The organism is Hymenobacter aquaticus, from assembly GCF_004765605.1.
Lineage (GTDB): Bacteria > Bacteroidota > Bacteroidia > Cytophagales > Hymenobacteraceae > Hymenobacter > Hymenobacter aquaticus.
Window position 1 is genome coordinate 3,014,010 of sequence record NZ_SRLC01000001.1, and the last position, 19,556, is coordinate 3,033,565.

Below are 19,556 nucleotides of genomic sequence, written 5' to 3' on the forward strand. Positions count from 1 at the left end.
CGCTTAACTCTCCCTCCATTCCCCACTCCTACTTCAAGCTCGTATGGCTGCAAACTTACTTTACCGTCGCCTGTCTTCCGGGACTGGCGACACGCAGGCCGGCACCCGACAGCGGCGCACTTTCGCAGTGGCGCTGGCCTGGCTTTTCTTTTTCAGCCTGGCTACGGCGTCGTTTAGCCGCGCCCAGACCACCACAACCGGCAACCTGCAATGGTGGCCGCTGAAGGCAAACAACCAGGACAGCGCCGCCGTGCGGGCCCCGGGCGTAGTGCCCGCCACGACCAGCCTGCGCAACTTCTACCTGTCGGACGTGACGCTGGGCACCGCCATCAGGCCGTATTCCGCGCAGTTTGGGGAAGCATTCGGCTCCTCGCCCAGCGGCGACGGGTCGTTTATTCCCCTGCCGGGCAGCAACCTGAACCGGGTGTATTATGCCCAGTTCACCATCACGGCGGCGGCCAACGCCACGCTGCGCGCCGACTCGGTGGTGCTGTGGTCGGCGTTCAATAACACGGCCAGCAACCTGAAGCTGGCGGTGGTCTATTCCAAAACCGGCTTCACCACCAACGACTCGACGGAAGTAGCTGGCGGCACCGGCCCGATTGGGCCGCTCACGACCCGCACCACTACGCCCGGCACCGGCACCGGCACCTTCGCCGACCCGATTTTCCTGCGCAACCAGAACACGGGCCCCAACCAAACCTACCGGTTGGCCCTGAACCGCACCGGTGGCGTGCAGCTGGCCGCGGGCCAGACGCTGACCATCCGGCTGTATTACGCCAGCGGCAGCAGCAGTGCGGGCCGCTACGCCCTGCTGCGCGACTTCCGGGTGGTGGGTCAGGCCTCGACGACCTCCAGCTGCAACGCCTCCTTCACGTATCCGGCCAGCAGTTTCTGCGCCAACGGCACCAACCCCACGCCTACCGTGAGCGGTACCGGCGGCGGCACGTTCAGCTCGACGGCGGGCCTGAGTCTGAATGCCTCGACCGGCGCTATCAACCTGGCCGCTTCCACGCCCGGCACCTACACCGTGACCTACAGCACCGGCAGCACCTGCTCCAGCACGGCTTCCGTGACGGTAACGGCGGCTCCCACGGCCACCTTCAGCTACCCCAGCGCCGCCTACTGCTCCGGCGACGGCACCACCCCAACTCCCACGGTAGCGGCGGGAGCTACCTCGGGCACCTTCAGCTCGACGGCGGGCCTGGCTATCAACGCCGCCACCGGCGCGCTGAACCTGGTAGCCTCCACGCCCGGCACCTACACCGTGACCAACACCGTTGCGGCCTCGGGCAACTGCGCCGCCGTAACGGCCACCACCAGCGTGACCATCAGCCCCGCTACCACGGCCACGTTTGCCTATTCGGCCTCAACGTTCTGCCAGAGCGCAGCGAATCCTACGCCGAGCATCACGGGCACCAGCGGTGGCACGTTCAGCTCCACGGCGGGTTTGAGCATCAACGCTACGACGGGTGCTATCAACCTGGCCGCTTCCACGCCCGGCACTTACACCGTGACCTACCGCGTGGGGGGGAATTGCCCTTCCAGCGGCACCCAGCAAGTAACCATCACCAGCGCGCCGCTGGCTACTTTCTCGTATGCCAATGCGGCTTACTGCGTTTCGGGAGCTGCCAACCCGGCGCCCGTATTCGCCACGGGGGCCAGCGCCGGCACGTTTTCGGCCACGCCCGTCGGTCTGAGCCTGAATGCGTCGACCGGGGCCATTACCCTGGCCGCTTCCACGCCCGGCACTTATACCGTGACTAACACCGTCGCCGGCTCGGGCAGCTGCGCCGCGTCGTCGGCCAGCACGCAGGTCACGATTCAGGCCACGCCCACGGCTACGCTCACGGCGGGCGGACCTACTACGTTCTGCCAGGGCGGCTCGGTGGTACTGACCGCGCCGGCCGGGACGGGCAACACGTACCAGTTCCTGCTCAATGGCAACCCCATCAGCGGCGCTACCGCGGCCACGTACACGGCCTCGGCCAGCGGCAGCTACTCGGTAGTGGTGACCAACGGCGGCGGCTGCACGGCCACCTCGGCCGCTACGACCGTGACGGTGAATCCGGCCACGACGGCCACGTTTGCCTACTCGGCCTCAACGTTCTGCCAGAGCGCGGCGAATCCGACGCCTACTGTCACGGGCAACAACGGCGGCACGTTCAGCTCCACGGCGGGTTTGAGTATCAACGCTTCGACCGGGGCTATCAACCTAACGGCTTCCACGCCCGGCACCTACACCGTGACCTACAGCGTGGGCGGCACCTGCCCCTCCTCGGCCACGGCCAGCGTGACGATTACCAACGCGCAGTCGGCTAGCTTCTCGTATGCGGCAGCTACTTACTGCACCACCGTCAGCAGCGTACAGAGCGTCGTACTGGGCACCGGCAGCACGGCCGGCACGTTCAGCTCGACGGCCGGGCTGACGCTGAACGCCACGACCGGGGCTATTACGCCTTCGACCTCTACGCCCGGCACCTACACCGTAACCAACACGGTGGCGGCTTCGGGTGGCTGCTCCGCCGTGGCCGCCACGGCCACGGTCACGATTACGGCTCCGGCTACGGCGGGCTTCAGCTATGCCGCCGGTACGTACTGTGCCGACAGCGGCTCGGCCACTTCGACCCTGGCATCCGGCGCTTCGGCGGGCACGTTCAGCTCGACTTCGGGGTTGAGCATCAACGCCTCGACCGGCGCGGTGAATCTGACGGCCTCTACGCCCGGCACCTACACCGTGACCAACACGGTGGCGGCTTCGGGTGGCTGCTCCGCCGTGGCTGCCACGGCTACGCTGACCATTGTTCCACTGCCCGCCCGCCCAACCTTTACCGTTCAGTACAACGGGGCGGTAACGACCTTGACCTCCAGCGCGGCCACGGGTAACCAGTGGTACCTCAACGGGGTGGCAATTCCCGGCGCCACGGGCCAGACCTACGTGATTAACTCGGCGGCCCAGTACGGTTCCTACACCGTGGTGGTCAGCGCGGGCGGCTGCTCGTCGGCCCCCTCGGCGGCCCTGGTGGTCAACTCCAGCGTGAAGCCGCTGGCTGGCTCCTCGCTGAGCGTATTCCCCAACCCCACGCACCAGAACACGGTGACGGTGGAGCTGAGCGGCTACCGGATGGCCACGGAGCTGAGCCTCTACAACAGCCTGGGTCAGCTCGTGTACTCGACCACAGCTCAAGGCAGCACCGGCACGCGCCAGGTGACGCTGGAGCTGACCAACCAGCCGGCGGGCGTGTACGTGCTGCGGGCCAAAACCGAAGGCGGCCTCGACATCCGCCGCATCGTTAAGGAATAAGCTCCGGCTTTAGCTTTACAAAAGCCCCGTGGCCGTGCCACGGGGCTTTTTTTGGGCCCTACTGCCGCCGATTTTTGGCCGGGCCTTACCCCGAGTCAATCCGCTGGCCCGCCCGGCACCCGACTTCGGCCGGCAGGCGCGTACCTTTGGGGCATGTCCGTATTCCAGACCTACCTGCAGCTGGGCTTTTTCCACATCTTCAACCTACAGGCCTACGACCACCTGGTGTTTCTGCTGGCGCTGTGCGCCCCCTACGTGGCGGCCGAGTGGCGGCGCGTGGTAGCCTTGGTCACGAGCTTCACGCTGGGTCACTCCATCACGCTGGCGTTGGCCACGCTGGGATTTGTGCAGTACAGCCCCCGGTTGGTTGAGGTGCTGATTCCGGTTACGATTCTGCTTACCTGCCTGCTGAACCTGCGCCGGGCCGGGCGGGATATGCGCCGGGAGCCTCTGCTCTGGGCCGGGCCCAACCTGCTGGCGGCCGGGTTTGGGCTGGTGCACGGGCTGGGTTTTTCCAGCTACCTGCGCCAGCTGCTGGGCCAAAGCAGCCGCCCCGTGCTGGAGCTGCTGGCCTTCAACGTGGGCGTGGAGCTGGGCCAGCTGCTGATTGTGGCCCTGATTCTGCTGCTGGGCCTGGTGGTGCTGCGCGTAGCCCGCGCCGCCCACCGCGACTGGGTGCTGGTGGTCAGTGGGGCGGCGGCGGGCATTGCGGCCGTGCTGCTGCTGCTGAATCTGGGCTCGTAAGAAACTATGCTTTCTGAATGCAGCGTTTGGCGCCCAACTTGTGTCTTTGCTTTCTAAGTCGTGTGCGCGCTGGTGTACGGGGCTGCTTTTCCTGATTTTCCGCCTTTCTACTTCGTGTTTCTATGCTCAGAAACGTACTGCTGGCCGCGGGCCTGGCGATGCTGACGGCCGCGCCCCTGCTGGCCCAGACCACCAACTCCGGCACCGATAAGTTTGCCCAGCTCGACCAGCTGCTGCCCACGCCCAACTCCTTCCGCACGGCCTCCGGCGCGCCCGGCGCCGACTACTGGCAGCAGCGCGCCGACTACAACATCCGGGTGACGCTGGACGACAACACGCAGTCGATCAAAGGCTCCGAGGACATTACCTACACCAACCTCTCGCCCGACGTGCTGACCTACCTCTGGGTGCAGCTCGACCAGAACATTCTCGACAAAAACTCCATTACCACGGCCACCCAGGTGGGGCAGGTGCAGGAGAAGATGTCGTTTCAGGCCATGGACTACCTGATGCGCTCCGACTTCGACGGGGGCTTCAAGATTGAGTCGGTGAAGCTGAAGGGCGGCAAGGCTCTGCCCTACACCATCAACCACACCATGATGCGCGTCGACCTGCCCACGCCCCTGCGGCCCAAGCAGGCCGTGACCTTCAGCGTGGCCTGGCACTACAACATCAACGACCAGCTCAAAATCAGTGAGCGGAGCGGCTACGAGTTCTTCCCCGAAGATAAGAACTACCTCTACGAAATTGCCCAGTTCTACCCCCGCATGGCCGTCTACAACGACGTGCGCGGCTGGCAGCACAAGCAGTTTCTGGGCAACGGCGAATTCACCCTGCCCTTCGGCGACTACCGCGTGAGCATCACCGCCCCCGCCGACCACGTGGTGGGCGCTACCGGCGTACTGCAGAACCCCGACCAGGTATTGACGGCCACCCAGCGCAAGCGCCTGGCCCAGGCCGAGGGCGCCAAGAAGCCGGTGCTCATCGTGACGCAGATGGAAGCCGAGCAGGCCGAGCAGAAGCGCGCCAAAGGCACCAAAACCTGGACCTACGCCGCCAAAAACGTGCGGGACTTCGCCTGGGCCTCGTCGCGCAAGTTTATCTGGGACGCTATGCAGATCCGGCAGGCCGGCAAGCCGGTGCTGTGCATGAGCTACTACCCCAAGGAAGGTAACCCGCTGTGGGGCAAGTACTCGACCGAAGTCGTGGCCCACACCATCAAGACCTACTCCAAGCACACCATCGACTACGAATACCCCGTGGCTATTTCGGTGCACGGCCCGGTGGGCGGCATGGAATACCCGATGCTGTGCTTCAACGGCGGCCGGCCCGAGAAGGACGGCACCTACTCGGCCGAGCGGAAATACGGGATGATTTCGGTGATTATCCACGAAGTGGGCCACAACTTCTTCCCCATGATTATCAACTCCGACGAGCGGCAGTGGAGCTGGATGGACGAGGGCCTGAACACCTTCGTGCAGTACCTGACCGAGCAGGAGTGGGAACGGGGCTACCCCTCGCGCCGCGGCGAGCCCCAGAACATCGTGGAGTATATGCGCACCGATAAGAGCCTGCAAACCCCGATTATGACCAACTCGGAGTCGGTGCTGCAATTCGGGCCCAACGCCTACGCCAAGCCCGCCACCGGCCTGAACATCCTGCGCGAAACCATCCTGGGCCGGGAGCTGTTCGACCACGCTTTCAAAACCTACGCCCAGCGCTGGGCCTACAAACACCCCGAGCCGGCCGACTTCTTCCGCACCATGGAAGATGCCTCGGGCACCGACCTCGACTGGTTCTGGCGCGGCTGGTTCTACACCACCGACCACTCCGACCTGAGCCTCGAGGGCGTGAAGTGGTACACGGTGGACTCGAAGAACCCCGAAATCGAGAATGCCAAGCGCCGCGAAATGCTCAACAGCGCCCCCCAGACCCTGAGCCAGCAGCGTAATCTGCAGGACATCAAGAAGACGCTGGTGGACGAGAAGCCCGAGCTCAAGGACTTCTACAACAACTACGACCCCACCGCCACTACCGCCGCCGACAAGGCCCGCTACCAGCAGTACGTGAAGCAGCTCAGCCCCCAGCAGCAAAGCCGCCTGAGCGCCGGCCTGCACTTCTACGAGCTGGATCTGCGCAACGTCGGGGGCCTGACGATGCCCGTCATCGTGCAGATGACCTACGAGGACGGCAAGACCGAAATGGTGAACATTCCGGCCGAAATCTGGCGCAAAAACAACGAGCACGTCACCAAGGTCTTCATCACGCCCAAGCCCGTGGTGAGCTTCGCCCTGGACCCCTACCTGCAAACCGCCGACACGGATCTGAGCAACAATAGCTTCCCGCGCAAGCTGGCGCCCTCGCGCTTCGAGCTGTATCAGCAGCAGATGCAGGCCGCGCCCAACCCCATGCAGCAGCAAAGCACCTCGCAGCAGGGCCAGCCCGCCGGGGGCGGCAGCAGCACGGGCGGCACCAACTAAGCTGACTCTTCTCCAGCCGCCTTCAACAGCCGGGCCCACGTGGTCCGGCTGTTTTTTTTATGCGTTAGGAGTTGTGACGTTTGGGGCTGTGACGTTTTGAAACGTCACAACCCCAAACGTCACAACCGGCAGGGCGGCGGGCCGGGGCGTGCAACTATCCGGGCCGCCGTCGGCTCCTGCCCTATGATACCCCACTTCGTTTCACTCGTTTATTCTACTCCTATGCGCTACCTCTTCCCTGCGTTTGCGCTGCTCGCCTTTCTGACGTTGCCCGGCTGCACCCCCAACGGCTGCCCCGACGACGAAGCCCCGGCCCCGGCCTGCTACTCCGGCAAAGTTGTCGGGGCCGCCTGCATGGATGGCGTCCTGATCGAAGTCGACCCTCAGTACGCCATTGGCAAGGCGTATAATCAGTACACCAACCTGGTGGCCGCCGTGAACATGCAGCCGTCCAGCAGCCCCGACCTGACCATTGACGGGCAGGTGGTGCAGGTCGGCCAAACCGTTTACTTCACCTATACCGTCAGTCCTAAAGCCCGGGAGGCTGTCTGCCCCCAGAACACCGTGCCCCTGCCCGTTCCGCACCTGGTGCTGAGCAACCTGGGCGCTACGGCCTGCGCCCCCACCAAAGCCCAATAATGCCTGGGTGCTATATCGACTACTACGAGTACGGCCGCAGCAACCGCCCGAAGCAGGCCGTTTCTTGTATGGTTGGCGGCCTGCTCCTCTTGCGCGTCTATGCCCTATCTACGTTACCTGACTCTCTGCCTGCTGGCCGGGGTCGTGGCCGTGCGGTAGTTGTGACAAGTTGAGCTGTGACAACTTTTTTTGTCACAGCCCAACTTGTCACAACTCCTGGCAGGACGCCAACTTTTATAACTTGGCCCCCGTCATCCTCACTTTTTACCTCGTATACTATGGGAATTCTCGACGGCCTGCTGGGCAATGCTTCCGAAAACGACGCGCAGGAACTCCAACAGGAACTAACGCAACTGCTGGCTCCCGGCGAGCAGGTGGAAAAAGCCTACGCCATCATCCGCGACCAGATCATCTTCACCAACAAGCGCCTGATGCTGGTCGATAAGCAGGGCGTGACGGGCAAAAAGCGTGAAATCATGAGCGTGCCCTACCGCAGCATCGAGCGGTTCTCGATGGAAACCACCGGCCACTTCGACCTCGACGCCGAGCTTAAAATCTGGATCCGCGGCCAGGCCGAGCCCCTCAGCAAAACCTTCCGCGACGACCGCAGCATCCACGACATCTGCCGCGCCCTGGCCCTCTACGCGCTGTAGCGGTGAGGTGGTGAATGAGTGAATGAGTGAGTTGTCGTTCTGCCCGGGGCTGTCATCCTCCATCTGGCATACATGCAGCGCAGCGGAATGAAGGACCTTCCTCACCTATCCCACTGTAGCTTGTACCAACATGACAAAGCCCTTTACTACTTGCGTGGTAAAGGGCTTTGTCAGGTTGAATGAGCCTTGTCACCAAGGTGAGGAAGGTCCTTCGCAGGCTCAGGATGAAAGCCCCGGGCAGAACGACAGACTCATTCATTCATTCACTCATTCACTCATTCACTATTTCACCTGAATTGCGGGCGGCGTGGGGTTGTATTCCGGGGTGCTGGTGGCGTGCTCGGCTTTCTTCTTGCCCTGGTCGTCTTTCACGTCGCGGCGGCTGAAGGGGCGGATGATGAGGCGCAGGGCCTGGTCGGAGCTGAAGTAGCTGAAGGCCCAGTCGACGAAGGCTACCACCTTGTTGCGGAAGCCGACCAGCGTCATCAGGTGCACGAACAGCCAGGTAAACCAGCCGAAGATGCCGTTGAAGTGGACGTCCTTGGGCAAATCCACGACGGCCTTGTTGCGGCTCACGATGGCCATGACGCCCTTGTTTTTATACACGAACGGCACCGGCGGCTGGCCCTTGATGAGGCGTTGCAGGTTGTCGCCGAGCAGGTCGGCCTGCTGCTGGGCCACGGGCGCCAGCATGGGCAGGCCCTTGGGCATGTCGTCGGTCACCATGTTGGCCACGTCGCCGATGGCAAACACGTTGCTCAGGCCCGGCACCTGGTTCCACTGGTTCACGTTGATGCGCTTGTTGCGGGCCACCAGCTCCTCCGGGATGCCCGGCACGGCGGCCCCGTTCACGCCGGCCGCCCAAATCAGGTTTTCGGTCGGAATAAACTCGGTGTCGGAGTAGTAGGCCCGGCAGTTTTCGTAGCCCTTGATGTGGGTGTTGAGCACCACCTTCACGCCCAGCTCCTGCATGTAGCGCATGGCATCCTGCTGCGACTTCACCGACATCGGCCCCAGCAGCTCGGCCCCCGCCTCGACCAGGATAATCTGCATCTTGCTCAGATCCAGCTCGGGGTAGTCCTTGGGCAGCACGTGCTTGCGCATCTCGGCCAGCGAGCCGCTGATTTCGACGCCCGTCGGGCCGCCGCCCACCACCACGATGTTCATCAGGGCCTGCTTTTCCTCGGGATTCTCGGTCAGCAAAGCCTTTTCGAAATTCTGGAAAATGAAGCTACGCAGGTTCAGGGCATTCGGAATGCTCTTGATCTGCATGGCGTTTTTCTCCAGGCTCTCGATGCCGAAAAAGTTGGTGAGCGAGCCGGTGGCCAGCACCAGGTAGTCGTAGCGAATGTCGCCCACGCTGGTGTGCACCGTGTTGGCGGCCGTATCCACGCGCTGCACGTCGGCCATGCGGTAGAAGAAATTTTTCTGGCCGGCGAAGATCTTGCGAATCGGGTAGGCTATGCTGTCGGCCTCCAAGGCGCCCGTGGCTACCTGGTAAAGCAGCGGCTGGAAGTTGTGGTAGTTGTTACGGTCAATGACGACCACCTGCACCGGCGCGTCGCGCAGGGACTTGGCCAGGCGCAGGCCACCAAAACCGCACCCCACAATCACGACGCGGGGCTGGGAGGAAACCGGAAGATTCGTATCCATAGAAGTTGGCTGAAGGGAACGAGCCAAGGTAACCGCTTTTATATAGCGGCCGCGGCATCCTTGGCCTTTACCCCAAAAGCAGCGTTCTGGTTACCGCTCAGGTGGCTTATCCGTTTCTGCTAACTCCTTAAAAGCCAGAAAGCCCACCTTGCGGGGGGCTTTCTGTGAACAGCGGGTCGCGCCGATTAATAATCGACGCCTTCTTTCTTCTTGAATTCGCCCTGCTTGATCTGGTTGATCAGCTGGAGCCAGCTGAAGGGGTTCAGCAGCGGGTTGTTGGTTTGGGGCGTGGGGGCCGTGCCCATGCGGCGCGCCTGGTCGTACTCCTGGTTTTGCATGGTCTGGCGGTAGTTACCCATGCTGGTCACCGGCGCGTTGTTGAAAATGCGGCGCAGCACCTGCTCGTTCAGGTTGTCGGCCATGGCCGAGCCCCGCTCCTTGGGCAGCTTGAGGGCCAGGAACGCGCGCTTAAACTCCTTTTCGGTGGCATACGGGAAGATGCGTACTTCGGGCAGAATCGTGGCGTCCTCCTTGAGCTGCACGATGACCGAGTAGCTCTGCCGCTGGTAGTCGGGCGGAATTACCACCGTCTGGTTGCGGTAGCCCAACGAGCGAATCACGATACTGTCGCCGGTGAGCACCGGCAGCGAGAAGTAGCCGTAGGCGTTGGTGGCCGTGCCGCGGCCGGCTTTGGGTACAAACACCGTGGCGCCGGGCACGCCCAGCAGCGAGTCGCCGGTGGCAATGATACCGGTGAACTGCACCACGCGGCGCTGCCCCTGGGCCTGGGCCCGCGTGGGCCGCAGCCCTACCAGGGCCAAGATGACCAGCGCAAGCACCAGCCACGAAGAAGAAATTCGAACACTACCAGACATACAAACCATTACAGACTACAACTACAATAATACGGCTCTTTCAGGGGTAGAAGCCCGGGCTGGTGTAAATTTGTTCCTTCCCCGGCCCGCGGGCCTGCCTCGCCTTTCAGACAAAAGATGCGCCTAAAACACTTCAGCGTTGCATTTGGTCAACAACTATTCAAAGCTTTCGGCGACGACTCGCGCGTGCGCATCCTGCATTTGCTGTGGCGCAACCAGGAAATGTGCATTTCCGACCTGGAACAGGTGCTCGACTTCACCCAGACCAAAACGTCGCGCCAATTATTATACCTGAAAAATGCAGGTTTGGTGAGTTTTCGGCGGCTCGACAACTGGGCCTTCTACTTTCTAAAGGATGAAGCTGCCGACTTGGTTCAGCAGCTACTGGGCTTCATGGAGAAAGACCCACAGCTCGTGCGCGACCAGCAGATTTACCAGACCCTATGGTCGAACCGGGAGCTGGCTGCGTACAAGCTCCAAAACCGCCGCTGGACCGGCATGCCCTGACGTGGACCGGCGGCCCTTTCTCTTCCCTAGCTTTCCTTATGAACCTGGCGTATCACTTATTCGTCTGCAACAACCAAAAGGACGAAATCGGCAAGGACGTAGCCCGCGCCCTGAAGATTGAAATCAAGAAGCAGGGCCTGAAAAGCCTGCTGGTGGGTGGCGTCAAGCACAAAACCCGGGTGCAAACCTGCAACTGCCTCGACGTGTGCAAGCACTGCAAGAAAGGCCCCGGCGCGGCCGTCATCGTCTACCCCGAGGGCACGCTCTACGGCGACGTGCGCCCCAAAGACGCGGCCGACATCGTGCAGAATCATTTGGCCGACGGCCGGGTTGTAAAAAGATTGTTGCTGGATTAACTGACATTAACTGTGCCTACCCTCTCGCCTGCCAAGACCTACCGCCACCTTTTCTTCGACCTCGACCACACCCTCTGGGACTTCGAAAAGAACGCCGACGAAACCCTGCGCACCCTTTTCGCGCACCACGACTTAGGCCGCTTCGGCACGTTCACCGTCGATGCGTTCATCGACCGGTACCGCGACGTGAACCATGCGCTGTGGCGGCTCTACCAAAGCAACAAAATCACGCAGCAGCAGCTGCGCAGCGTGCGGTTCGTGCGCACGCTCACCAGACTGGGCGTGGCCGAGGAAGACGTGCCGGCCACTATTTCCCAGCAGTTCACCGAGCTGCTGCCGCAAAAGTCGGCGGTGTTTCCCTTTACCCACGAGGTGCTCGACTACCTGCGCCCCAGGTACACGATGCACCTTATTACCAACGGCTTCAGGGACATTCAGCACATCAAGCTGGCGTCCTCCAACCTCACCGACTACTTCCAGGAAGTCATTACCTCCGAATGCAGCGGCTACCTGAAGCCCGATACGCGCATGTTCCGCCACGCGCTGGAGCGCACCGGGGCCGCCGCCGCCGATAGCCTGATGATCGGCGACAACCTGGAGTGCGACGTGCTGGGTGCCTACAACGCCGGCATCGACCAGGTGTACTTCAACCCCGACAAGCGCCGGCACTTCGCCAGCACCACCTACGAAATCAGCTGCCTGAGCGAGCTACGCCAGATTCTGTAGCGTCGGCAACGCCGCCCGCCGCAGCCGGAACCCGACTACGGTGCATAGAATAAGCAGAATACGCAATGGGTTGCCTACAGCAGAAACCGGTCCCAGCCCAGCTCTTCTTCGCTGATGGCCGAAAGCAGCACCAGCCCGACCCCGACCAGGCCCTGCCGCAGGTCGCCTTCGCGGTGGCCGTAGAAGCCGTTGGGCAGCTCGTGGGTCAGCCAGCTGCGGGTTTGGGTTAGCCAGTAGGCATAGCCCTTGCGGTAGGCTTCGTGGCCACTGGCCAGAAACAGCTTCCGATAGAGATGCGCCACCCCCGCCGCCCCCGAATCGAAGCGGGAGCTGGTAACGGCCGTCGACCGCACGTCGGTGCGGAGCAGCGTGTTGAGGCCCACCAGCTCGGCCAGCCGCGGCAGCTCCGCGTCCTGTAGCAGCTCAAAGCTTTTGTAGAGCAGCCACGACTGTCCCATGTCGCCGTGGCTCCAGCTGAGTTCATTGTCGAAGGCGGCTTCCTGCTGCCGACCACCTACGTGCGCGGGAAAAATGGCGTATTTCTGCTCCGAGAAGTCAACTTCCCGCTTGGTCGAAAGAATGTAGAGGATGCCCTGCCGCACCTGCTGCCTGATGCCGGCTAGCTGGCCATCGGCCTCGTAGAGCTGAATCAGCAGCAGCAACTCACCGGCCAGTCCATCGGCCAGCCCCAGGGCGGTAGTGCGCTCCGGTTTCGGGGAAGCGGTATTTGCTTCGCCAAAAGGAAACCAGAAGTCGGAATCCGGCGCGTTGATCAGGGCCGTGAGCATCGTCAGCATCTGCGGCCAATGCCCGGTCGGGAGCTGCTGGCGGTTTCGCAGGTAAAAATACAGCATGATGCGCAGAAACCGGGGCCGGCTTTCGGCCGTGGCAGCGGCCTGCAAGGCCCCGGCTTCGGCCAGCAGGGCCGCATCCAGCTGCGCGAGCTCACTGCCGGCGGGGCGGGCAGTAGCCGCCGGGTAGCGCGCCAGCTCGGCTTGCAGCCACGCCAGCGCCGTTACCTGGTCGAGCAGGGTCGTGGTCCAGACGGCCCGGGTGGTCTGGGCCAGCAGCTGCAACAACTGGCCCAGCAACTCGCGGCTCAGCGCCAGGTCGGTGCCGTGGCCGAATGTCCGGTAGACGGTGTAGTAATATACGGAGTAGCCCAGCAGATCGGCGACGGTGGCGCCCCGGCCCGGCGAGCCGGCAATAGCACCGTGCACTGCCTGCCAGCTGGCAATAAGGCTGTCCTTATCCTTATGTAGTGACGATAGATAAGGCGTAACCATTGCACTGTACTAATGAGAAGCGCAGCAGTGGTTGATTTTTCGTACTGCTTGCCTTCAGAATAAGGGTGTTGTTTTACTGGTTGCGAAAGAGTCCTTGCGCCGGCGCGCAAGGACTGCTTTCAGCGCCCGGGGCCGAGCCGTCAGGCCCTGCCCGGGGGTTATCATGCTCCGCCGACGTGGCGGCTTCGGCTTAGAAACCGAACCCGGACGTGGTATCAATCCAAGTCTGCTGCGTGTTGATAATCGTTGTCGTCGTATCGTCATCGGTGTAACGTTTCAGACCCGACACCTGCTTGTTGAATACGGTAACAGTAGTTTTCTTGAAGCTGAATTTGGCGGTGGTAGCAGTAGTTTTCATAGGTTAGGAGTGTTTGAGAGTGAGAGTGTTCGGTGTGATGAGGCAGATTGTATTGTGCTGTGCTTGAAGTGATACAAACGTCGGCGAAAGGTTACAGAGCTGGTAAAATATTACACCAACTCCGGCTTCCGCTACACCAACGCTGAATTTTCGGGGTACCTTACTTCCCCAAAGCCTGACGGCCTCTTTTGGGTTAGCCGCTGTCCGGGTACTTAAACTTGCTGCCACTACCTATGGCCCATCTTCTGCCATTCCGCTTACGCTCCCTAAGACCTATTATCATTCATTTCCTGATTTGGGCGGGTTACCTGGCCTATGAAGGTATATTCCTATTTATCATCAATAATGTACGACTTAATATCTGGGAATCCAGCATCCATTTCATGCTGCAGGCTATGCTGTTCTACGTCAACAGCTTAGTATTACTGCCCCGCTTCTTTGCCCGCCGGGCTTACTTGACCTATGCCGTAAGCCTGGTACTGCTTATGGCCGTTTTTGGCGTGTTGCGCTACTGCGCTACCGTCTACCTCCTACCGCTGATGACGGATAACTTGGTGTATTCCTTTACAACGCCCAAGCTGTTCTGGGGCGTGGCATTGTACCGGGCCATCTACTTTATCCTGCTTAGTCTGGGCTACTGGTTTTCCCGCAATGCCATTCAACTGGAAAAGCAGAAGCGCGCCCAGGAGCAGGAGCTGCGCAATACTGAGCGCAGCCTGATGGAAGCCAACCTGGCCTTCCTGAAAAGCCAGATCAACCCGCACTTTCTCTTCAATGCCCTGAACTTCCTGTACGCGCAGGCCTATCCTCACTCCGAAAGCACCGCCAAGGGCATTCTGCTCTTGTCCGACATTATGCGCTACGCCCTCAAGGACGATGATAATAACGGAAAGGTGATGCTGGAAAAGGAGGTTCAACACATACATAACTATATTGCGATAAATCAGCTGCGGTTCAGCAATCGGCTGCAAATCGAATTTGAGGTAGCCGGCAGCGTGCAGTTTCTGATGATTTTGCCGCTGGTGCTGATCACCTTCGTGGAAAACTGTTTTAAGCATGGCGAACTGCACGACCCGCAAAACCCGTTGCGCATCCAGGTGCGCACCGAAAACAACCGCCTGTACTTCCGGACGCACAACAAAAAGCGCAACGGCCCCAAGGAAAAGACCACCGGTATCGGACTTGTGAATACCCAGAAAAGGTTAGACCTTGTTTATGCCGACCGTTATACCCTGGCCGTAACCAACGAGCCCGAGTTCTACACCTGCCAACTCACCATTGACCTCTAACCAGATGATTTCCTGCCTGATAGTAGATGACGAACAAGGTGCCATTGACATCCTCAAAACGTTCATCGACAAGACGCCCTTTCTGACCCTGGCGGGTAGCACCAGCAACCCGCTGGAGGCGCTGGGCATCGTGCAGGCTCAGGCCATCGACCTGATTTTTCTGGACATTCACATGCCCCAGATTTCCGGCCTCGACTTTATGCGCCTGCTCGACGGCAAGAGCCGCGTGATTCTGACCACGGCCTACAGCGAGTTTGCCCTCGACGGCTTCGAGCTGAATGCCCTCGACTACTTACTGAAGCCTATTTCCTTCGAGCGTTTCTTGAAAGCGGCCCAGAAGGCGCTAAACACCTCGATGGACTCGACCGCCCGTTGGCAGTCGGCCGAAAAGGAAGACGACTACATCTTCGTCAAGACCGAAAGCAAGGGCAAGATGACCAAGGTGAACTTCGACGAAATCGTGTTCGTGGAAGGCATGAAAAACTACGTTTCCATCAACACCACCGAGGACCGCATCATTACCCTACTCAACATCAAGGACTTAGAGGACCGCCTGCCGCCCAAAAACTTCATGCGGGTGCACAAGTCCTACATCGTATCCTTGAACAAAATCAAGGCGCTGGATGGCAACCAGATTCTGTTCAAGGATATGAAAGCGTACGTGCCGCTGGGCGAAACCTACCGCACGGCCTTTTTCGAGGCGCTGCAGGAAAAAGTGATGGGCGGCCGCAAGTAGCGGCCTACCCCACTTTCTGCATGGCCTGCTGCGACTGGTACTGCCGGTGCAGGAAGTCGTAGAGCACCATTTCGTGCAGGCGGGCATCCACCGGAATCAGCCGGTTGAGCAGCATGTGGATATAGCTCCCCAGCAGCTGGCCCTTGTCCACGTCCAGCTCGCCTTGGCGCTCTACCTCGTTGATTTGGCAGGCAATGGTGCGCATGTGCCGGTTGGCGGCCCCCAGAAAATCTTCTTCGTGCAGGGTGCGCTGAATAGCCGAGCGGAAGCTGCGGTATTTGGCGTCGAGCTGCAGCTTCAGGGTTTTGTCCATCCCGAATTCCTGGGCAAAGCTTTCCTTCAGCCCGTGCAGCAGCGCCAGCTTCTGGGGCAGGGTGCAGTCGAAGGCGTCGAGCAGGGCGTTGATCTGCCGCAGCCCCCAGATCCAGGGCGTGGCGTTGTCGTCGTTGCCGGCTTCTTCCAGAATTGTCAGCACGGCCCGGCTATCCTCAAAAAACAGCGACTCCGACAGCTCCATCGTGCGGTGCCCGTAGCGCTCCAGCTCCCGGCGGTAGGTATCGATCTGGGTTTTCCAGATGTAGCCGTTGTTGGTGCAGGGCTGCACGAAGGTGTTGACCAGGTACACGATTTCGCCGATGCGCTTCACGTCGGGCAGGTGCAGGCGCAGCCGGATGTGGTTGTCGGGGTCGGCGTAGCGGATGAAAAACCACTTGTCGATCAGGCCCTGGCTTAGCAGCTCCTCCGTCAGCGGCCGGATAACCTCCGTCAGGATGCGGTCGGCCACTTTCTGCCCGCAGTAGAACTTGTAGTACAGCCATTCGGAACCCAGGGAAAACTCCCGCGCCACGCCGGGCTGCTCGCCCACGTCGGTTTTGCCGCGGCTGGTGTAGCAGGGAGCATCGCGCACGAGCAGGGCTACCAGCTGGTGGGCGTAGGCGCGGCCCGCCGCGTCGCGCACGGGACTGGTATCGGTGGCCAGCAGAAACTCCTTGAGCTTGATGGAGGGCCGGCGCCGGATAGCATCCAGCCAGACCTGCACGGTGGTGTCGTTTTCGGCGTCGACCAGCAGCTCATTGTCGCCGTCGGCCAGGGTGAAAAAGCGCGGCAGCTGCCAGCGGTTCCGAAACTCCTGAAAGCGTAGGGCAGCTTCGGCGGCCGAAGCCACCAGCAGCGGCTCCAGGTCCGCTTTGTCGAACTGCCAGGACGCGGCCTGCAGGATGACGTTCTGGTAGGTGAGGCGGGGCAGAAACCGGGCGTATAGCGACACGGAAGTCCAGGAAAAGCCCAGACTGGGTTGCAAGCCCTGGGTTTGCAGGTCGCAGAGAAACTCGTAGACCGGCAGCGCATACTTGCTGTAGTTGTGGGCCGTGCTCAGGCGGGGCACGATGATCTGGTTGGTCAGCCGGGAACGAAGCACCAGCTGGTTGCCCTGCATCGAGAGCAGCAGGTCCTGCAGACGAACCTGGCCGCTGGCCGGGGCTCCCGACTGGGCCAGGTACGGAATTTCCAGCTCCCGGAAAGCCGGCCGCATCAGAATGTTGCCCACGCGGCTCACCGGCAGGTGGCAGATTTCGGCAAACCGGACGGCGGGATTCTGGGCCTGCTCCTGGGTGGTTATATCCCGGATTACCTGCTCAATACCACTGTCAGCGTGGGCAAACCGGCCCAGCAGATTCACGGCGCTGGAGCCCCCCACGGTTTCGAGCAGCAGCTGCCCTTCGTCCAGCACCCGGAACATGATGGGCACCGAGGGCGGCAGCGGCACGGCCGAATGCGGAAAATGCCGCACCTCGTCCCGGGTAATGGCCACGCTGTACTGGCGGTTACGGTCGGCTTCGCGCAGCTTCTGGTACATGAAATGCTGCACCTCATTCTGGCGCAAGGCCCGCCCGGGGCCGCCCTGCGCGGCTAGGGCCAGGTCGTGCACCAATGGCGAGTAGGTGCTTTTGCCAAAATCGGAGTAGCGCAGGCCGCTTTCGTTGTCGAGAGCTTCGAGCAGCGGCACCGCCTGCCCTTCGTAGCGGGCGTGAAACCGCTCTTTGAAATTTTCCAGCCGCTCGTTTTTGGAGGGCGAGGTAATATGACGCAGCACCTCCAGCGCCTGTAGCAGCTCCTGCTGCACGTGCCGGCCCAGCGCCGAGGTGCTGGTCACGCCCCGGATGGAGTCGGTCTGGAACAGCTTGTTTTTCTGAATCGGAATGCCCAGCGGCTCCAGCACCCGCACGATTTGCTGGTACGCGGCGGCCGGGTTGGCCGGGTTCTGATCCAGCGCGTCCAGATGCTCCTGCACGTGTTGCAATACCTGTTGCAGGGCTTGCAGGGAGGCATCGGGCGCACTCTCGTTCAGGCGACTGAGCACGGCCTGAATGTGGTGGTAAAACTCGGGGCCCGTGACGGTCGGCTCCAGCTCACTGATCAGCACCTGCGCCCGGATCAGCTCGTCCACGTATTCCAGGGCCTCGGCCAGCTCGTTGTCGTCGTCGGTTAGCAGGTGGGCTATGGCCAGGCGCGTGAGGCCAGCCTGGCAGCCGTCGATAACCTGCTGCATGTAGGGGGAAGCCGCCGCCGAGCTGATCTGGTGCACGCGCTCCTCCTGCTGGTAGTGGTATTCGATGTAGCGGATTTCCTCCCCGATCTGGTACAGGCTGGTATTGGGAAAATAGCGAATCCGCTGCTTCACCACGTCCATTTCCGACAGCTGGAAGGCTAGGGCGCACAGGTAGTGCATATCCAGGCGGGTATGGCGGGTGTTATGCTGGCTGGCCAGCTCAATGCGGCTTTCCTCGCCCCAGTTCACGACCGAGCAGCCCGCAAACAGGCCAAACGGCGTGCAGCGGCTCGTCATGCGGGCGTAGTAGCGCGCCAGCGTACCCTGCAGCTTCTCGATTTTCTTGGGGTCGGTCAGCTCCCCGCTTTGCCATTTCTGGCATTCCTGGCACAAATCCGGGGAGGCCAGGTACAGCGCCTCCATGAAGGCCGCATCCGTGAGCCGGCTTTGCAGCGTGGCGGCATCAAAGTTGCTGTCGAAGGGCTGGGCGGGGGTGCGTAAGATCAACTGGGGGTGGAAATGGTAGAGCTGTTGGATCATAGCAAGGGTGTTAGGCGGTGGCGTGGTGCAGGAAAGAGGGAAGATTGGACTTTTGCCAGCATTTTGAAAAAACTCTGGATTTCGTCAGCAACAAATTGCACAAAACATTGCTAGCAAAAAAGCGTATCAGGTAGGTTTCAGCAGATTTAGGACCGCTGGTTACGCATTTTTAGCGGGCCGGGGCGGCTGCTCGGGGCGGGCCGCCGCCGCCAGGATGCGGAAAGCACCGGACATCGTTGGAAGCCAGCAAAAACCGCCGGACCTTGCGGCTTTTTCCCTTGGCTCCTTCCCCAGCACGTTCCATGGTTCACCTTATCGGCCTTTCCGGCAAGCGCGGCAGCGGCAAAGACACCGTGGCCCGCCTGATTCAGCAGTTGCAGCCCGAGCGCCACTGGCAGATTCTGTCTTTTGGCGACGCCATCAAGGCCGTGTGCGCCACGCTGGCCGGCGAAGGCGCCGCCCCCTACTACAGCCAGACGGGCAAGGCCGAGCTGCTGCCCGATTTCGGCCGTACCCGCGGCGAAATGCTGCAGCAGGTGGGCGCCGCCCTGCGCGGCTGGGACTACGAAATCTGGGTGAAAGCCTTTTTTGCCCGCCTGCCGCCCGGCCAGTGCGTGCTCGTGCCCGACGTGCGCTTTCCCAACGAGGCCCAGCCCATTCTGGACCGGGGCGGCCTGATGCTGCGCGTGGAAGGCGACCCGCTCCGCCAGCAGGGCGACGGAACCCGCGACGATACCCACCCCAGCGAAACGGTGATGGACACTTACGAGCAGTTTACCACGGTGCTCCACAATACCGGCAGCCGCGAGGCGCTGCGCCGGCAGGTAGAGCAGCTGGTGCTGCCCCTGCTACCGTAGCTTTA

At 61.4% G+C, this 19,556-nt stretch carries 16 protein-coding genes; 11 read left to right on the forward strand and 5 right to left on the reverse strand.

From position 1 onward, the window contains the following. Nucleotides 1–43: 43 nt before the first annotated feature. The 5 genes from E5K00_RS12350 to E5K00_RS12370 all read left to right on the forward strand — a co-directional run bounded on the left by E5K00_RS12350 (nucleotide 44) and on the right by E5K00_RS12370 (nucleotide 7,820). Nucleotides 44–3,304: a beta strand repeat-containing protein gene (locus E5K00_RS12350; RefSeq protein WP_135463522.1), complete on the forward strand. Its 3,261-nt coding sequence runs from the start codon at nucleotides 44–46 to the stop codon at nucleotides 3,302–3,304. 153 nt (nucleotides 3,305–3,457) lie between these two features. Then, nucleotides 3,458–4,048 (forward strand): HupE/UreJ family protein, encoded by a 591-nt coding sequence (locus E5K00_RS12355; protein ID WP_135463523.1) that lies wholly within the window; start codon nucleotides 3,458–3,460, stop codon nucleotides 4,046–4,048. A 122-nt stretch (nucleotides 4,049–4,170) separates the two neighbouring features. Continuing rightward, on the forward strand, nucleotides 4,171–6,528 hold the full coding sequence (locus tag E5K00_RS12360) for a M1 family metallopeptidase (RefSeq protein ID WP_135463524.1): 2,358 nt from the start codon (nucleotides 4,171–4,173) through the stop codon (nucleotides 6,526–6,528). Between the two features lie 222 nt (nucleotides 6,529–6,750). After that, nucleotides 6,751–7,167, forward strand: coding sequence for a hypothetical protein (locus E5K00_RS12365; RefSeq protein WP_135463525.1), 417 nt, complete (start codon nucleotides 6,751–6,753; stop codon nucleotides 7,165–7,167). 278 nt (nucleotides 7,168–7,445) lie between these two features. Continuing rightward, nucleotides 7,446–7,820, forward strand: coding sequence for a PH domain-containing protein (locus E5K00_RS12370; protein WP_135463526.1), 375 nt, complete (start codon nucleotides 7,446–7,448; stop codon nucleotides 7,818–7,820). Nucleotides 7,821–8,102: 282 nt separating this feature from the next. Here the strand turns inward: E5K00_RS12370 and E5K00_RS12375 are convergent, their stop codons facing one another. Further along, nucleotides 8,103–9,473 carry an NAD(P)/FAD-dependent oxidoreductase gene (locus E5K00_RS12375; RefSeq protein ID WP_135463527.1) on the reverse strand — a complete coding sequence of 457 codons (1,371 nt, stop codon included), beginning with the start codon at nucleotides 9,471–9,473 and terminating at the stop codon, nucleotides 8,103–8,105. Between the two features lie 185 nt (nucleotides 9,474–9,658). After that, nucleotides 9,659–10,348 (reverse strand): carboxypeptidase-like regulatory domain-containing protein, encoded by a 690-nt coding sequence (locus tag E5K00_RS12380; RefSeq protein WP_167856850.1) that lies wholly within the window; start codon nucleotides 10,346–10,348, stop codon nucleotides 9,659–9,661. Nucleotides 10,349–10,465: 117 nt separating this feature from the next. Between E5K00_RS12380 and E5K00_RS12385 the strand changes: the two genes are divergently transcribed. Genes E5K00_RS12385 through E5K00_RS12395 form a run of 3 tightly spaced genes read left to right on the forward strand, consistent with a single transcriptional unit; the run spans nucleotide 10,466 to nucleotide 11,937 of the window. Beyond that, nucleotides 10,466–10,855, forward strand: a complete 390-nt coding sequence (locus tag E5K00_RS12385) for an ArsR/SmtB family transcription factor (RefSeq protein ID WP_135463529.1) — start codon at nucleotides 10,466–10,468, stop codon at nucleotides 10,853–10,855. 38 nt (nucleotides 10,856–10,893) lie between these two features. Next, entirely contained in the window at nucleotides 10,894–11,211 is a 318-nt protein-coding gene (locus tag E5K00_RS12390; protein WP_135463530.1) for a (2Fe-2S) ferredoxin domain-containing protein, read from the forward strand. Nucleotides 11,212–11,223: 12 nt separating this feature from the next. After that, nucleotides 11,224–11,937, forward strand: a complete 714-nt coding sequence (locus tag E5K00_RS12395) for a YjjG family noncanonical pyrimidine nucleotidase (protein ID WP_135463531.1) — start codon at nucleotides 11,224–11,226, stop codon at nucleotides 11,935–11,937. Nucleotides 11,938–12,011: 74 nt separating this feature from the next. Here the strand turns inward: E5K00_RS12395 and E5K00_RS12400 are convergent, their stop codons facing one another. Both E5K00_RS12400 and E5K00_RS22835 read right to left on the reverse strand, forming a co-directional pair. Beyond that, complete coding sequence (locus tag E5K00_RS12400; RefSeq protein WP_135463532.1) at nucleotides 12,012–13,223, reverse strand: lanthionine synthetase LanC family protein; 1,212 nt, start codon at nucleotides 13,221–13,223, stop codon at nucleotides 12,012–12,014. A 190-nt stretch (nucleotides 13,224–13,413) separates the two neighbouring features. After that, nucleotides 13,414–13,581 (reverse strand): hypothetical protein, encoded by a 168-nt coding sequence (locus tag E5K00_RS22835; RefSeq protein WP_167856851.1) that lies wholly within the window; start codon nucleotides 13,579–13,581, stop codon nucleotides 13,414–13,416. Between the two features lie 383 nt (nucleotides 13,582–13,964). Here E5K00_RS22835 and E5K00_RS12405 point away from each other — a divergent pair, with 383 nt between their 5' ends. Both E5K00_RS12405 and E5K00_RS12410 read left to right on the forward strand, forming a co-directional pair. Then, nucleotides 13,965–14,870, forward strand: a complete 906-nt coding sequence (locus E5K00_RS12405; RefSeq protein ID WP_167856852.1) for a sensor histidine kinase — start codon at nucleotides 13,965–13,967, stop codon at nucleotides 14,868–14,870. Nucleotides 14,871–14,874: 4 nt separating this feature from the next. Continuing rightward, nucleotides 14,875–15,606 (forward strand): LytR/AlgR family response regulator transcription factor, encoded by a 732-nt coding sequence (locus E5K00_RS12410; RefSeq protein ID WP_135463534.1) that lies wholly within the window; start codon nucleotides 14,875–14,877, stop codon nucleotides 15,604–15,606. 4 nt (nucleotides 15,607–15,610) lie between these two features. Here E5K00_RS12410 and E5K00_RS12415 read toward each other — a convergent pair whose 3' ends face one another. Further along, nucleotides 15,611–18,694, reverse strand: coding sequence for a lantibiotic dehydratase (locus E5K00_RS12415; protein ID WP_135463535.1), 3,084 nt, complete (start codon nucleotides 18,692–18,694; stop codon nucleotides 15,611–15,613). A 302-nt stretch (nucleotides 18,695–18,996) separates the two neighbouring features. Here E5K00_RS12415 and E5K00_RS12420 point away from each other — a divergent pair, with 302 nt between their 5' ends. Beyond that, nucleotides 18,997–19,551, forward strand: a complete 555-nt coding sequence (locus tag E5K00_RS12420; RefSeq protein ID WP_135463536.1) for a nucleoside/nucleotide kinase family protein — start codon at nucleotides 18,997–18,999, stop codon at nucleotides 19,549–19,551. The last annotated feature ends 5 nt before the right edge of the window (nucleotides 19,552–19,556 follow it).

Excerpts from the sequence above, each read along its gene's own strand:
- E5K00_RS12385 (WP_135463529.1), top strand. The coding sequence starts at position 10,466 with ATGCGCCTAAAACACTTCAGCGTTGCATTTGGTCAACAACTATTCAAA.
- E5K00_RS12380 (WP_167856850.1), bottom strand. The coding sequence starts at position 10,348 with ATGTCTGGTAGTGTTCGAATTTCTTCTTCGTGGCTGGTGCTTGCGCTG.
- E5K00_RS12370 (WP_135463526.1), top strand. The coding sequence starts at position 7,446 with ATGGGAATTCTCGACGGCCTGCTGGGCAATGCTTCCGAAAACGACGCG.
- E5K00_RS12365 (WP_135463525.1), top strand. The coding sequence starts at position 6,751 with ATGCGCTACCTCTTCCCTGCGTTTGCGCTGCTCGCCTTTCTGACGTTG.
- E5K00_RS12410 (WP_135463534.1), top strand. The coding sequence starts at position 14,875 with ATGATTTCCTGCCTGATAGTAGATGACGAACAAGGTGCCATTGACATC.
- E5K00_RS12400 (WP_135463532.1), bottom strand. The coding sequence starts at position 13,223 with ATGGTTACGCCTTATCTATCGTCACTACATAAGGATAAGGACAGCCTT.
- E5K00_RS12420 (WP_135463536.1), top strand. The coding sequence starts at position 18,997 with ATGGTTCACCTTATCGGCCTTTCCGGCAAGCGCGGCAGCGGCAAAGAC.
- E5K00_RS12415 (WP_135463535.1), bottom strand. The coding sequence starts at position 18,694 with ATGATCCAACAGCTCTACCATTTCCACCCCCAGTTGATCTTACGCACC.
- E5K00_RS12350 (WP_135463522.1), top strand. The coding sequence starts at position 44 with ATGGCTGCAAACTTACTTTACCGTCGCCTGTCTTCCGGGACTGGCGAC.
- E5K00_RS12390 (WP_135463530.1), top strand. The coding sequence starts at position 10,894 with ATGAACCTGGCGTATCACTTATTCGTCTGCAACAACCAAAAGGACGAA.
- E5K00_RS12405 (WP_167856852.1), top strand. The coding sequence starts at position 13,965 with ATGCTGCAGGCTATGCTGTTCTACGTCAACAGCTTAGTATTACTGCCC.
- E5K00_RS22835 (WP_167856851.1), bottom strand. The coding sequence starts at position 13,581 with ATGAAAACTACTGCTACCACCGCCAAATTCAGCTTCAAGAAAACTACT.
- E5K00_RS12375 (WP_135463527.1), bottom strand. The coding sequence starts at position 9,473 with ATGGATACGAATCTTCCGGTTTCCTCCCAGCCCCGCGTCGTGATTGTG.
- E5K00_RS12360 (WP_135463524.1), top strand. The coding sequence starts at position 4,171 with ATGCTCAGAAACGTACTGCTGGCCGCGGGCCTGGCGATGCTGACGGCC.
- E5K00_RS12355 (WP_135463523.1), top strand. The coding sequence starts at position 3,458 with ATGTCCGTATTCCAGACCTACCTGCAGCTGGGCTTTTTCCACATCTTC.